At 39.1% G+C, this 15,855-nt stretch carries 10 protein-coding genes; 9 read left to right on the top strand and 1 reads right to left on the bottom strand.

The features are described 5' to 3' along the window. Positions 1 to 59: 59 nt before the first annotated feature. The 6 genes from AC13EX_RS14600 (at position 60) to AC13EX_RS14625 (ending at position 6,725) form a co-directional block, all read left to right on the top strand. Positions 60 to 983 carry a Gfo/Idh/MocA family protein gene (locus AC13EX_RS14600; RefSeq protein WP_482893244.1) on the top strand — a complete coding sequence of 308 codons (924 nt, stop codon included), beginning with the start codon at positions 60 to 62 and terminating at the stop codon, positions 981 to 983. A 38-nt stretch (positions 984 to 1,021) separates the two neighbouring features. Further along, entirely contained in the window at positions 1,022 to 1,858 is an 837-nt protein-coding gene (locus AC13EX_RS14605; RefSeq protein ID WP_482893245.1) for a class I fructose-bisphosphate aldolase, read from the top strand. A gap of 3 nt (positions 1,859 to 1,861) precedes the next feature. Continuing rightward, positions 1,862 to 2,986 (top strand): Gfo/Idh/MocA family protein, encoded by a 1,125-nt coding sequence (locus AC13EX_RS14610; protein WP_482893246.1) that lies wholly within the window; start codon positions 1,862 to 1,864, stop codon positions 2,984 to 2,986. A gap of 75 nt (positions 2,987 to 3,061) precedes the next feature. Next, entirely contained in the window at positions 3,062 to 4,087 is a 1,026-nt protein-coding gene (locus AC13EX_RS14615; RefSeq protein ID WP_482893247.1) for a carbohydrate kinase family protein, read from the top strand. Positions 4,088 to 4,122: 35 nt separating this feature from the next. Next, positions 4,123 to 5,466: a purine-cytosine permease family protein gene (locus tag AC13EX_RS14620; protein ID WP_482893248.1), complete on the top strand. Its 1,344-nt coding sequence runs from the start codon at positions 4,123 to 4,125 to the stop codon at positions 5,464 to 5,466. A gap of 143 nt (positions 5,467 to 5,609) precedes the next feature. Next, a complete protein-coding gene (locus tag AC13EX_RS14625) occupies positions 5,610 to 6,725 on the top strand; it encodes a formylglycine-generating enzyme family protein (RefSeq protein ID WP_482893249.1) in 1,116 nt (371 codons plus the stop codon). Between the two features lie 1,181 nt (positions 6,726 to 7,906). Here AC13EX_RS14625 and AC13EX_RS14630 read toward each other — a convergent pair. Beyond that, positions 7,907 to 8,788, bottom strand: coding sequence for an AraC family transcriptional regulator (locus AC13EX_RS14630; RefSeq protein WP_048640308.1), 882 nt, complete (start codon positions 8,786 to 8,788; stop codon positions 7,907 to 7,909). 836 nt (positions 8,789 to 9,624) lie between these two features. On the opposite strand from AC13EX_RS14630, the gene AC13EX_RS14635 reads away from it, so the two are divergent. From AC13EX_RS14635 to AC13EX_RS14645, 3 genes are all read left to right on the top strand, one after another. Then, a complete protein-coding gene (locus AC13EX_RS14635; protein ID WP_048640307.1) occupies positions 9,625 to 10,188 on the top strand; it encodes a hypothetical protein in 564 nt (187 codons plus the stop codon). Positions 10,189 to 10,762: 574 nt separating this feature from the next. Then, the gene (locus AC13EX_RS14640; protein ID WP_482893250.1) at positions 10,763 to 13,975 is read left to right on the top strand and encodes a SusC/RagA family TonB-linked outer membrane protein; all 3,213 of its coding nucleotides are present in this window, start codon (positions 10,763 to 10,765) and stop codon (positions 13,973 to 13,975) included. A gap of 28 nt (positions 13,976 to 14,003) precedes the next feature. Next, positions 14,004 to 15,761, top strand: a complete 1,758-nt coding sequence (locus AC13EX_RS14645) for a RagB/SusD family nutrient uptake outer membrane protein (protein ID WP_482893251.1) — start codon at positions 14,004 to 14,006, stop codon at positions 15,759 to 15,761. The last annotated feature ends 94 nt before the right edge of the window (positions 15,762 to 15,855 follow it).

The raw sequence follows: 15,855 nt of genomic DNA on the forward strand, positions 1-15,855 counted from the left end.
TGTCTATTGCCTATTTCGGGTTCAATCTAGTAACCTTATTCTAATCAGTTGACAAGGAAATGATTAAGCCGAAAATTAGCGTAGGTATTATTGGGCTTTCTGTACATAGTGCTGATTTTACTGAAATTCTGAATGCTGAAGGAGCTAATTCAGGAGGCTACAACAGTAAAGTTGTGGCGATATACCATCCAAAAGGAAATCCTGATGTGGAATTCTCTGAAGAAAGGTTGCAAGACTTTGCTGAGAGGATTGGAAAACAAGGAGTATCTACGGTCAATTCAATAGATGAAGTCATTGAAAAATCGGATGCTATAATGCTATTGACCAACGATGGGAGGCCACATTTAGAACAGGTTTTGCCTGTGTTAAAAGCAGGTAAGCTTGTTTATATCGACAAACCTTTGGCAGAAAATCTGGAAAATGTATTGAAGATTTTTCATGAAGCCAATCGTTTTGGGGTCAAAGTCTTTAGCTCTTCTGCCTTACGCTATGGAAGCCAAAACAGTGAGATTAAAGCAGGGGAATACGTGGGTGAGTTATTGGGAGCGCAAACTTACGGGCCTGCTCCCCTTCAAAAATCCCATGTGGATATGTTCTGGGATGGCATTCATGGGATAGAATCGCTCTACAGTGTCATGGGCACAGGCTGTCAAACGGTCACAAGGACCTCAACCAACGGGACTGATATGATTGTTGGGAATTGGGCAGGTGATAAGTTGGGGTATTTCAGAGGTATACGAATGGGGAAAGTTGGTTTCGGAGGTACCGTATTTGGTACGAACGGAATTAATTCAATAGGAAAATTTGAAGGGTATCAAAGGTTGGTTAGGTCCATAGATGGCTTTTTTACTACGGGTAAACTTCCAGTAGAACCAGAAGAAACCATTGAAATTTATGCATTTATGGAAGCAGCTAATGAAAGTAAAAGACAGGGTGGGAAACCCATAAATATTAGCGATACAATTAATAGAATTAAAATTTAATTCAATCAAACGAAATAACCTTAGTAAATAAAAATAGTATGAAATTAAGTAGGATTAATAGGCTTTTTAACGAGAAATCTGGAAAATGTTTTGATGTAGCCATCGACCATGGGTTTTTTAGTGAATATACATTTTTGAGTGGAATAGAGAATATTTCAGCATCTGTCAAAGTTTTGATCGATGCCGATCCAGATGCTATCCAATTGACCGTAGGGCAGGCCCGACATTTACAGTCTGTGCCTGGTAAGCGAAAGCCAGCACTTGTTTTAAGAACTGATGTTGCCAATGTGTATGGTCTTGAATTACAGAAAGTATTGTACAGTAGAATGATAGAGGAGCCTGTACTGCAGGCTGTCAGATTGGATGCGGCCTGTGTGGTTGTTAACCTTTTTAATATCCCTGGAGCGCCAGAAGTTACAGACCATTGTATTCAGAATATACTTAAGCTAAAACCCATGTGTGACCATTATGGAATGCCTCTAATGATAGAACCATTGGTTTTTCAGCCCAATAACAAGGCTGGAGGTTATATGGTAGATGGCAATATAAAACTGATCACGCCAATGGTCAGGCAGGCAGCAGAATTGGGTGCGGATCTAATAAAAGCTGATCCAACAGATGATGTGGAGGAATACCATAAAGTAATTGAGATGGCTGGAGATGTACCTGTATTGGTAAGAGGTGGAGGCCGTGCCAGTGACGAAGAAATATTGGAAAGAACCTATCGCCTGATGAAGCAAGGTGCAAAAGGCATTGTTTATGGCAGAAATGTGGTGCAGCATGCCAATCCTGGAGGAATGACCAGAGCCCTGATGGCTATTGTTCACAATGATGCTACTCCGGATGAAGTGAGAGGCTTATTAAAGTCAAACTAGGAAATGAAAACCATTAACGTAGGAATAATAGGAGGAGGCCTGATGGGCAAGGAAGTGGCGAGTGCGCTTGGAAGGTGGTTTGTCCTCAATGATTATCCCTTAAAGGTAGTTTTAAAAGCCATTTGCGATATCAATAAAGAGGCATTAAAATGGTATGAGCAGATTCCTACTATAGATTTGCTAACCACTGATTACAAAGTTTTGCTTGATTCATCAAATGTGGATGTGGTTTATGTGGCCCTTCCCCACCACCTGCATGAGGAATATTACCTGAAAGTACTCGAAGCTGGGAAAGATTTGTTTGCAGAGAAGCCATTCGGGATAAATCTTGAAGCGGCCAAAATTATCAAAAATAAGATTGATGAATCGGGCCGTTTTGTAAGGTGCAGTTCTGAAATGCCCTTTTTCCCAGGAGGTCAGCGAGTAATTAAGGAGATTTTATCCGGAAGACTCGGTAAGGTTATAGAAGTCAAGGCTGGGTTTTGTCATTCAAGTGATATGGATCCTTTTAAACCAATTAACTGGAAAAGGCAATCCAAGTTTTGTGGAGATATAGGAGTGATGGGCGATTTAGGTATGCATGTGATGCATATTCCGCTAAGGATGGGGTGGAAGCCTGACAGGGTCTATGCCCAGCTTCAAAAGATCGTCACAAAAAGGCCTGATGGAAAAGGTGGATGGAGTGAATGTGATACCTGGAACAATGCCCACCTTTCTTCTACCATTTCAATTGAAGGAGAAGAAGTGCCTATGTTGTTAGAAATGAAGCGCCTGGCTCCTGGGGAAACAAACTCCTGGTTTATTACAGTTTTAGGAACAGAGGGCGGTGTAAGGTACAGTACCAAAGATACCAAAGTGCTTTGGACCTTTAATCGGGAAAAGGAGCAAATTTGGCAACGGATAGATCTTGGTTTTCAGGTGCCATTCCCTACCATTACCGGTGGAATATTTGAGCCTGGTTTTCCTGATTGTTTTATGCAGATGTTGGCCGCCTATTTTGCGGAAAGAGAGGGGTTTCTTGAGGGAAGACTAGGATGTGTTACTCCAGAAGAAGCGGTAATGAGCCATCAGGTTTTTGATGCAGCCTTGAAGTCACACCAATCAAAATCAGCCATTGTTATACCTTAAATATTGTTAAATGGCAAATGCAATAAATTGTTATTTCACAAAATCACCTATAGCTGGATTTGACTCGATGAAATAATGGAAAAAAGCAATAGAGTAGGCATATTGGCTGGGGGGAATTGGATTTTGGATTTCATCAAAATGATTGATGTGTATCCAAATGAAAATGCCCTGGCCAATATTTTAAGCCAAAATTCAGGGAACGGAGGCGCTCCTTTCAATGTATTGAAGGCCATTCGTAAAATGGACTTTTCAATTCCACTCGAAGGGGTAGGCGTGTTGGGTGACGATGAATACGGTGACGATATTTTGAATCAATGTGAAAGGTTGGGTTTAGAAACCAGGCAAATGAAACGCTTGAAAGGGGTTGAAACTTCTTTTACTGATGTGATGACGGTTTGTTCTACAGGAAAACGAACCTTTTTTCACCACCGTGGGGCCAATGCTTTATTGGAAGAGGATGATTTTGATTTTGAGGTTTCGAAGGCGAAATTTTTCCATTTAGGCTATTTGCTTTTATTGGATAATTTGGACAGAATTCAATCGGATGGGCTTTCCGGAGCTGCGAAAGTTTTAAGAAGGGCAAAGGAGGCAGGAATGTATACCTCTGCTGATATTGTAAGTGAACAATCAGATCGGTATACGGAGGTGATTCCTTCGTCACTTCCTTTTATTGATTTCCTTTTCATCAATGAGCTGGAAGCACACAACCTTACAGGGATTCAATTATTAGACGCTGACAATGTTTTTCTGATTTCAAATGGCTTTAAAGCCGCAAAAAAAATCCTAGATATGGGAGTGCTTAGTTGGGTGGTAATACACTTTCCCAATGGGGCCCTGGCATTGAATAAAGAGGGGCATCAAATTCTTCAGCCATGTATAAAAATGCCGAGGCTATTGGTAAAAGGGACTGTTGGTGCAGGTGATGCTTTTGCTGCTGGGGTTTTAGCGGGGATGCATGAAGGCTGGGAGATGAAAGCATCGCTACAATTAGGTGTGACTGTTGCCGCTGCCAGCCTTATGGACAATACTGCCTCCGAGGCCATCTTGCCTTGGATGGAATGCCTACAATTAGGTAATAAATATGGTTACAGAAAATTATGATTTTGGTTAATTAAAAATGTAAAAATTAGAAGCCCATGGAAGAAACGATAATTGAAAATGAATTAGAAAGAGGAGACGAAGTTAGGTCTAGATTGCCTGCTTCAAAACGCCTAGGGTTTTGGAGTAATACGTTTATCCTTTGGGGGCTGGTCCTTACTGTCACCAGTTTGTTGGTAGGTGGTCTTGTAGGTTCACAACTGGCATTTAAGGATGCGGTTATTGTTATTGCCATGGCTGGTGTTTTTAACAGTTTGATCGCTATTTTGATTGGTATAATAGGAGCAAGAACTGGATTTACCAGTGCCATGATTTTCCGGTATTCCTATGGAGTCAAAGGAGTTTTGCTCCCCAATTTTATTATCGCCATTACCACGGTCATTTGGTTTGCCGTGATATTAAATCTTACTAGGGATTCTTTTGTAGGGATAATAGGAGTGAGTTCTGAATCTTCGGTGCTGTTTTATGGAATAACCCTTTTAATGGCCGTTTTATTCCTGATTCCTGCTTATAAAACCATGAAATGGATTGCCTATGTAAATTATTTGGCTGTTCCTGCCATTGTATTTATTTTGATAGTTACCGTTTGTGGTGCATTGGATGCTGGTGGAGGATTAATGGCGATCATAGATAAATCTCCGGTAGCTTCTGCTTCTTCTTTTGTTGTTTTCACTGCCGCAGCAGGTGGATGGTTGCATGCGAATACGGTAATATCCGATTTTACAAGGTTTTATAAAACTGGCAAACAGGCAGCAATAGGTTTGTTTTTGACCTATGGCGTGATGATGGTCTTTCAATACATCGGTGCTACCCTAGGAGCGCTTGCTACCGGAGAGTGGAATATTTTCTTAATTATGGATGAATTTGGTTTGCTGGAAATCTCATTTCTTGCCATATTCCTAGGTTCCTGGTCTACCGCCATGGCTGCGATTTATTTCGGAGCCAACATGATGTCAACACCACCCATGCCTAAATATAAAACGGAGGAGAAAAACAGAAAACTTGTGTTGCTTATATCATGGGGAATAGCCTTGTTTTTTGCTTGGTATGGACCTGATCAGATATTTAACTTCTTCCTTCAGTTCTTATCTTGGGTGATTGGTCCCATTGCCATGACGGTGATTATTGATTATTGGCTTTTTCCTGAAAAGAGGGACCTCTATGAAAAGGCTGATGGCAGTCCGGATATGGTAATCAATCCAGCAGCTTTCCTGGCTTGGATTGTAGGGTTTTTGGTAGGTTATTTTAGTCAAGAGTTTTTCATTTCCTTAATAAATGGAATGGTCACAACAGGCGTGATTTATTATGCATGGATGCGCTTAGCCCTTAATCAGGGACTTACTCCTGAAAGCCAATTGAAAAAATGGTTTTCTTCAAAATAGAGAGGTAAATATTGAGCATAGATGACAGCTTAGTTAGATTTTGTTTCCTATATAAAAAGTAACAAGGTCTAGGGGTTTGTGGGTCTTGTCTCAGGGTCTGCATCCGTTTTACAAGAGTTATCAAAAAATTAAATAAATATCTTATGAAAAGCTTACTTGTATTGTCTATTTTGGGTATGGGAGTTTTAATGGGTCCGACAGTTTATTCATTTTCAAGTGATCAACTGGCTTTAAGTAGTTTGATTACAGACCACTTTGACGCAATTGGTGCTGAGCCAAAATCCAGAAAAGTTGAATTGGGCAAGGGAGTTTCTCTTGAACTTGTCTATATATCTGCCGGTAAATTTTATATGGGAAGCACGCCAGAAGAAAAAGCTTGGGCCACAGGTCCTGAAGGAGGAGCTACTGCAGGGACGGAAAGGGAATCTTATGAAGGTCAATTACCTCGACTAATGGAGGTGAAGAATGGGTTTTGGATGGGTAGGACAGAAGTTACAGTAGGGCAATTCCGGCGGTTCGTAGAGGAAACCGGATATGTCTCCGATGCAGAAAAACCAGGCGGAATGACACAGGTTTTTGATCCAGAGTGGAAAATATCAGGCTTGGCACCCCCTCATCCTTGGATCAAAGCAGAAAATAAAAGTTGGAGAGACCCTAATTTTGGTTTCCCGCTAAGGGATGACTATCCGGTAGTTTGTGTTAGTTGGAATGATGGAAATGCTTTTGGGAAGTGGTTGACAGAAAAGGAAAGAGTAGCAGGAAGACTTCCAGAGGGGATGGAATACCGCCTGCCTACGGAGGCGGAGTGGGCCTATTCTTGTCGTGGGGGTAATGAAGAAAGTACTTATTATTGGTGGGGAAACGATTTAAGAGATGGAGAGGGCCGCTTTAATATTTCAAGTGTTGATTTTTTACCGGGAAGGAACAAGACATGGCCTTTGGCTAAAGTACCATGGAGTGATGGCTTTTCTTTTGTATCTCCCGTTGATTATTTTGGCGAAAAAGGAAGAAATGGGTTCGGCTTGGCAGACATGTTGGGGAATGTATGGGAAATCGTCTTGGATCACTTTGATCCAAAAGGTGGGCATGAAGCATTTTATAGCGTTAAAGAAAATTACAAACCCGTTTGTCGTGGTGGTAATTACTTTGACGTGCCAGGCAATGCCCGATCTGCGGTAAGGTTAGGCCTACATAGTACCTCTTACTCGGATTCACGAGATGGCTTCCGGATTTGCCTTAGTAAGGTCGTAGAGAAATAATTAGACCGGATTCGTAGACCATAAATATTAAGAGGTACCTCTTAGTACGCTAGTTTTATTTTGGGCTATTGTTATGATGAGGAAAACATCTCTTCGCGACTCTGCGTCTCTGCGTGCACTATTTATAAATTATTTTCAGATTATTGTTTCTCGCTAAGGCGCAAAGACGCAAAGGGAATAGGGTTACTTTTATTTGAATAGTTGACACTTATATAACTTGTTTTATTTTGGGCTATTGTAATGATGAGGAAACCATCTCTTCGCGACTCTGAGTGCAATATTTATAGGTTGTTTTCAGATTGTTGGTCTCGCAAAGGCGCTAAGGCGCAAAGTTTTTTATTCATGAAAGTGCTGAGGTTTTTTCTCTGCGACTCTGCGTCTCTGCGTGCAATATTTATAAATTATTTTCAGATAATTGTTTCTCGCAAAGGCGCTAAGACGCAAAGGGTATAGGGATGCCTCTTATTGAAAAGGTAACCCTTTGATTAGCTTTTTTTTCTTAACCCTCGTTAGGGTGTAGAAAACATCTCTTCGCGACTCTGTGTCTCTGCGTGCAATATTTACTAGTTTTTTTTGGGTTCTTAGTTCTCGCAAAGGCGCTAAGCCGCAAAGGTCATAGGGCTACCTCTTTTTGAATACCTTACCCTTTGATTTATATTTTTTTATTCTCGACCTTCGTTATTACGTAGAAAACATCTCTTCGCTACTCTGCGTCTCTGCGTGCAATATTTTAAGTTATTTTCAGGTTATTAATTCTTGCAAAGGCGCTAAGACGCAAAGGGAATAGGGTTACTTTTATTTGAATAGTTGACACTTATATAACTTGTTTTATTTTGGGCTATTGTAATGATGAGGAAACCATCTCTTCGCGACTCTGCGACTCTGAGTGCAATATTTATAGGTTGTTTTCAGATTGTTGGTCTCGCAAAGGCGCTAAGGCGCAAAGTTTTTTATTCATGAAAGTGCTGAGGTTTTTTCTCTGCGACTCTGCGTGCAATATTTATAAATTATTTTCAGATAATTGTTTCTCGCAATGGCGCTAAGACGCAAAGGGAATAGGGATGCCTCTTATTTAAAAGGTAACCCTTTGATTAGCTTTTTTTTCTTAACCCTAGTTAGGGTGTAGAATACATCTCTTCGCGCCTCTGCGGCTCTGTGTGCAATAATTATTGGGAATCTATTTAAGAGGCCATTTCGGTCTCATTTATGATTTTCTTGAATTGAGTAGGGGTCATGGATTTAAATTTTTTAAACTGCCTATTAAAATTAGCTAGGTTGTTGAAACCACTTTTATAGGCTACTTCCAAAATACTATCATTTTCCTCTATGAGTAGTTTGCAGGCATGACCAATCCGAATAGAATTTAAATACTCGACAAATGTAATCCGGTATTGGTCTTTAAAAAACATACAAAAAGTGGAAACAGCCATATTGGCAATGGAGGCAACCTCTGCTAGGCTGATGTCTCGGTTAAAATTGTTTAATATATAGTTTTTAACTTTTGAAACTTTGTCCGTATTGGGTGGGTCCAATTGGGATACATATACTGGACTGGCGAGTAATTCGTATTCCGTTGTATGGGCGAGGATATCGAATATGGACAGCAAATTGGATAATCTTTGGATTCCATTCATATGAATCATCTCGATGATCAATGGATTAATTTGTTCCTTTGTTTTTCCATAAAAAGACATTCCTCGTCTCGATAGCTTCTGAAAGTTTCTGAAAGGTTTCATCTCAGGTAGGTTAAGAAATTCACCACCCAGAAAGTCCTCTTTAAATTGGATGACTAATGCATCGGCCTCCTCTGTGGCCTGTCCATTAACATAAATGGGGTCATTGGACCATACATGAGGTAAATAAGGCCCGACCAATACTAAATCCCCAGTCTGGAATTTGCCGATATGGTCTCCTACCATGCGTTTTCCGGTACTCTTTAAAACCAATACCAATTCGTATTCAGGATGAAAATGCCAAGGGCATGGTATGTACTGTCCTTTCTCCCTAAACACAATAAAGGATTTGTCAAGATCCTGGGGTAATCTGATTTCTTTGCATTTCATGGTTCAGTGGTTATTGTAATAGGCTTTAATTTAGAAAAATACAGTTGAATAAAAAAGGGGCTTTATGTGGAAAGGTCAATTCCTCCTTTGAGATAATTCTAATTTGATCCTGTATTTGTAGTAAAACACAAAATATAATTAATAGGGGATAATTTCTTGCCTCTTGACCATGGAAGTAGGTACTGGTAAGTGTCCTATTCAGTTGGCTTAGCTTAAACCCGGAATATGCAATAGACAATCTATTACGTGCTGTAATTACTTCAAAATCAGCCACTTTGTTGCTGTTTTCAATTTCACCATAACGGTGCTATGCTAAAATTTTCAAACAGCTTGATTTTCTTGCGATTGCAACACTTCCCATAAACACGGGACAGGCTTCACCCCTGACATTGTCAGGGCGGAGAAATCCTATTACATAATCCGGGTTAAATCTGACTTCTTCAATAGACCTTAATTAATAGAAATCCCCTTTCTCGATAACTTACCCTGTTTTTCTTTTAGTAGTTCTACATCAAGACAGGTCCTGAGTGATTTTCAATTCAGAAATGCTCAAATGAGCCAAATCGATCAAGGCCGTATATGGGTTTTTAGCCAAAATAAACCCATTGAATTAGGGGCAATATATTTTTCACACAATGAGGAGAGGTTTTCACGAATAATTAGCCACCATTCGCGAATTCCAATTCATGCTTTATTCATTAAACAATATATTTGATTTCAATTGTAAAGTGCCTAAGTAAAAGACAATGAGGAAGTTGTATTGTTTTTTATTGTGGGGATACTGTGCTTCAATTTACAAAAAAATATAACCCAAACTCAACATAAATTAACTAAATATGAAAAAGCACAATAACAAAATCCTAATTCTAATGCTATTGGTAAGTACAATGGCTTTGAATTATAATGCAAATGCACAAACTGCTAAAGACGGCATGTTTTACACACTTGCAGTCGATCCCACCCTAGGGGGTAAATTTTCAAGTTTAACAATCCCACCCGTGTCCTTATATATTGAACGAGGGGTAGCCAATTTTCTAAGTTTAGGCTTAGCCGTAGGTACGGACCTAAGACAGCCTTTATATTCTGATGAAACCTTGGTGTCTTTAGGGATGACAGTAAGAGCTGTTGGCTATGCTTTTCAGGCTCTTGAAGAATTTTCTGACGAAGAACTAAGCGTAGCAGGATTGGAGCCCTATTTGGGGTTTACATTTGGACAATATTGGCCATCTATTGGTAGTAGTTATGCTACCTTTCTTAATCACAATAAGCTAGGGATTGTATTAGGAACAAGATGGTATCCTGGGGATAAAAAGAATTTTGGGATTATGGTAGAATATACTTCCGCAGGAAATACCGGTTGGGGCTCTGGAATCAATTTAGGGGTTACATTCGGTCGTTAATAAAATTGATGATAAGTCTATTAAATTCAGCTCTATCGAAGCGGTTTGTTTTGGTAGGGCTGGATTCAATGTTTACAAAAAAAACATTTAGTAAATGACTTTTTATAATGGTATTGGCAGTAGAGTTTGAGGAGAAATGGTGTTTTAGGAAGTTAGTGAAATGAAATTTTTCTTGGATTGGAATTGAATATAATATTGGTAAATGGAGGATGTGATTTGGGATATTTTTTGGTGATTTACTGCCCCAAACACTATGGATATGCCCTTTTTAGAATTTCAAAATAAAGTCTGCTTTGTTGAAGAAATGCCAGTTTTGGGACTTCTATTTTGTTGAATTTAGAACCATTGGTGTAAAATAATACAAACTTATTTTTTTAGTTTTATTAGTATTAAAAATATTTGTAATAACTTTTAAGCGTATTTCGGAATGGAGAGTTAAATCTTCAATAAAATACGTGCTATAATATAATGAAAAAATAACCTGCTTAATCCACTTTATTTCTTAAAATTCATTTGAAGCTTTAATAGGCAACAAAAGAGTGATAAGAAGTTTCACAAACCAAAATTCAATGTTATGATAAAAATTCTTACCAAATTAAAAAAGCAAATAGGTGCTTTTTCAAAACCATATAGCCAGCCTAGCAAAGGTAAATTGCGTGGATTGGCTTTTAGTTTTATGGTACTTTTGGGCGTCTCTTTTGTAGGGCTTTCAGGAGCAAAAGCACAGAATGAAATTACCGTTACTGGAGTGGTGATGGATGCTGCGACCAGTGAAACTTTACCGGGTGTTAATATTCTTTTGCAAGGTTCCGGTATCGGTACCATAACGGATATTGATGGAACTTATTCAATAAGTGTTCCTAATAGTGAGGCCACATTGGTTTACTCTTTTATAGGCTTTTTGAATCAAGAAATTAAAGTAGGTAACCAGACTACAATAGATGTACGATTAACGACTAGTGCAACAGACTTAAATGAGGTTGTTGTTGTAGGTTATGGTACTCAAAAGAAAAGTGACCTTACAGGTGCGGTAACCCGTGTGGATGCAGCTACATTTAAGAACCAACCATTGACTCAGGTTTCTGATATGTTAGCAGGTACAGTAGCCGGTTTTTATGGTAGCCAAGGAACTTCTGCTTCTGGTGGGACTTCTTTAGAGGTAAGGGGACCTACTTCTCTCAATGGTGGAACCTCACCATTAATCGTGGTAGATGGTGTGATCTTTTATGGTGCTCTTTCCGATATTAACCCAAATGATATTGAGTCAATTGATATCTTAAAAGATGCGAGTTCCGCTGCAGTTTTTGGATCTAAGGCAGCTTCCGGTGTGGTAATGATAACTACTATTAAAGGTAAATCCGGTGCGCCAACTATTAATTTCTCAGCCAAAACGGGTATCAACACCTATACCAATAAAAATTTCGGACCAAAAAATGCTGAACAATATGAGGACTTTAGAAGAGATTTCTTTAGGACCTTAGGTGTTGCTGATCGTCCTGATTACTATTGGGATGATCCTGCTAGCCTATCAGATGGTGTTTCCCTTGATCAATGGAGAAATGCCAATGCCAATTCAAATTCAGACAATACTTTGGAGTACTTGAACAGACTTAATTTCTTTGATACTGAGATAGATCAATATCTTGCCGGTAATACTACCAATTGGATGAATGAAGCCACTCGTAATGGTGTAAGACAAGATTATGATTTGAGTATTAGTGGTGGAGATGAAAAATTCCAATACTACTGGTCTTTGGGTTATGTAGATAACCAAAATTATTTGGTGGGTGATGATTTTAGCTCTATTAGATCTAGGTTGAATTTAGACTTTAAGGTAACCGATTGGTTAAATGTGGGTACTAACACGCAATTCTCAAATACCGATAATAGCTCTGTTCCAGCTAGTATGAATTTTGCCTCAATCAGCCCTTATAGTTCGAAGTATGAGGAAGATGGGAGTTTGAATTGGTATCCTCATGGATATCCGATCATTGTAAATCCATTGATCAATAATACGTACCAGGAAAGACTTAATAAGACTACTGGTGTTTTCGCTTCTTTGTATGCGAATGTGAAATTGCCTTTTGGTATTCAGTACAAATTGTCTTACCAGCCTCGATTCAACTTCCAAAAGAATTATAATTTCTGGGGACCTGAAACAATTATTGGTGGTAGAGACAGATTGGATGGATATGGTACGAGAACGGATTATTCTTTGAATGCATGGATGGTTGATAATATCTTGACTTGGAGCAAAGAAATAGGTGATCATAATTTTAATGTAACCTTGCTTTACAATGCTGAACAAACCAAGACCTTTAATTCTTATGGAGAAAATCAAACTTTCCAACCTAACCAAGCCTTAGGATACAATGGGCTTCAGTTTGGTGCAAGACCACTTGTTGAAACTAAGGATACTGAAGCTGGTGGAAATGCCTACATGGCAAGACTTAACTATACCTATTTAGACAGGTACTTGTTGACCACTTCAGTAAGAAGAGATGGTTACTCTGCTTTTGGTGCAGACAATAATGTAGCGACATTCCCAGCCGTGGCTTTAGGATGGATCGTTTCTGAAGAACCTTTCTTCCCTCAGAATACAGCAATCAGTTTATTGAAACTTAGAGGATCCTGGGGTGTCAATGGTAACAGGGATATCGGAATCTATTCTTCTTTGGCACAAATTGGTACCAACTTATACTATGATGGAACCAATGTTCAACTAGGATTGTACAACAATACATTGGCAAACCAAGGTTTGAGGTGGGAAAAAACCGAGTCTTACAATATTGGTTTGGATTTGGGATTGTTAGAAAATAGAATTGATGTTTCTACAGAATTCTATGACATGACTACCACTGATTTGTTGATGAACAGGCAATTGCCTGAAATAACCGGCTTTTCCAGCATCACTGCGAACTTAGGTGAATTAAGAAATAAAGGATTGGATATCACCATTAATACAGTAAACGTAAACCGTCCTAATATTTTATGGAAATCCAATTTTGTATTCTCTTTGAACAGGAACAAAATTGTTAAATTATTTGGTGATACTGAAGAGGTAATCATTGGAGGTGAAACTGTTACCAGAGAAGTTCCTGATTATACCAATCAATGGTTCCCAGGACAGGCAATTGATGTAGTATGGGATTATAATGTACAAGGAGTTTGGCAATTGGATGAAGCTGACGAAGCAGCTGTTTACAATATGCAGCCTGGTGATTACAAATCAGAGGATGTAAATAATGATGGAGTGTATGATGCTTTGGTTGACAAACAGTTTATCGGACATACCAGACCTAGATACCGTTTGGGTTTAAGAAATGATTTCACTTTCCTTAAAGATTTCACTGCAACTATTTTCTTGAGAGCTGATTTAGGACATATTGGAGAGTTTACCTATGCAACGCATGAGTCCTCAACTTATGATAGAATCAATATCATGGATATCCCTTACTGGACACCAACTAATGGAGAAAATGAATATGCGCGTACTTCCGAAGTTCATGGTGCATATGGTGGAGGTTTAAGGGTGTTTAAATCCTTAGGATTCCTTAGGGTACAGGACGTTTCTTTGTCCTACAATATTCCTTCCTATATCGCAGAAAAGTTGCAAACAAAAAGTATCAGAGTGTTTGTTTCTGCACGTAACCTTCTGACTTTTACTAAATGGCCAGGATGGGATCCTGAATCCACCAGTATTCCTGATGAACCGGGTGATCGACCTGTTTTAGGAAACACACCAATGCCAAAATCGTTTTCTGCAGGAATCAACCTTTCGCTTTAATGTTTAGTACCAAAAAGATTTAAATATTATGAAATATATAAAACAATATTTGTTCCTTTTTCTGGTAGGTTTACTAGCATTTTCCTGCTCAGAAGACTTACTCGAACAAAAACCGCTCTCCTTCTTTGCCCCGGAGAATGTGTTTATAGATGCATCTGGCTATGAAGCTGGTTTGGTTACCATGAGGAAAGCCCTTACTGAAGGTGTAACAGGTAGTAGAAGACACTATATGGTGGGGGAATGGTCTTCTTCTGAAGGAGGTACTCCAACATTCCAAATGGACTGGTTTCAAACCACTCCTTTCTTTGATCGTTATTATACCTTTGTGCCTCTTTTTTCTGAGTCTTTTGAATTCATCAAAAATGCCAATGTAGTTATAGGAAGAATTGATGATATCGAATGGGAGGATGATGCCACTAGAAATGCGATCTTGGCTGAAAGTTTATGGCACAGGGCATTTTGGTATTACTGGTTGATCAACTCTTATGGTGATGTTCCATTTGTTGGAGAAGAGGTAAGAGGTGTAAGATTGGATTACCAAACACATAGCCGTTGGGCCATTCTTGATAAAATTCAAGCAGATTTGGAATATGCAGTGCAATGGTTGCCTGAAGCGGCTGTTCCAGGAGCGATTACTAAGGGTGCTGGTAACCATTTGTTGACCAAGGTTTACCTTGCCAATATGGAATTTGATAAAGCCATAGCATCTTCTTCAGCAGTTATCAATGGTGGTTATGCATTGGTTGAAGATAGATTTGGCTCTGAAGCTGATATTGCGGAGAAAAATGTGATCTGGGATTTACACCGTCCTGAAAACAAGAATATTGGTGCAAATACAGAAACCATTTTAGCGATGGTTGATAGATTTGAAGCCCCTTCTGGTGCACAAACTGCTGGTTTGTATACTATGAGACATTTCCACGCATCTTGGTGGCATTCTTCCATTCGTGATAGCCAAGGTTTAAGAGGTACTTTTGACAATGGACCAAGATATGATTCATTAGGAAGAGGTAACCCAGATATGATCTCTACTCCTTATAGCTTTTATGATATTTGGGAAGAAGATGGGTTTGATTACATGACTACTCCTGACCTTAGAAGAAGTGATGTTAACTGGATTGATAAGCATGAATTGGTATATACCAATCCTGAGTCTGTTGACTTTGGAAAACCTATTAATCCTATGTATATGACTGCTCCTCAGGATTCAGTTTATAAGCATTTCCCATTGATTTTCTATAAAACTTACCAGCCTCAACAATCACCTACTGCAGTGCCTATGGGTGGAAATGGTGACTGGTATATCTTTAGACTTGCAGAAACTTACCTTCTACGTGCTGAAGCTTACTATTGGAAAAACCAAATGGATGCAGCTGCTGCTGATATCAATATGGTTAGAAACAGAGCCAATGCCCTTCCAATAGATGCTTCTGATGTTACTATCGAATACATCTTTGATGAAAGAGCTCGTGAGTTGTTCCTAGAAACTCCTCGCCATTCAGAAATGGTAAGGGTATCTTACATCATGGCTTCTCAAGGTCTTGGAGGTTATACTTTGGATGGATTTGCTGACAGTAACTGGTGGTACGATAGAATCATGGAGAAAAATATCATGTATACTATCAAGCCTATTGTGATTGGAAATACTCCTGCAATTGCACCATTTCACGTGTTATGGCCAATTGACAATAATGTGATAACAGCAAACTCCTTAGGGACAATTAACCAAAATATAGGTTATGTTGGAGCAGAGAACAATGTTCCTCCTTTGGAAACTATAGAATAGTTAATTAAATCCCTCTGTTAAATCTTTAGCAGAGGGATTTTTTTTAACCCGGATTATGTAATAGAATTTCTCCGCCCTGACAATGTCAGGGGTG

The sequence above is a fragment of the Cyclobacterium sp. L-R genome, assembly GCF_056859355.1.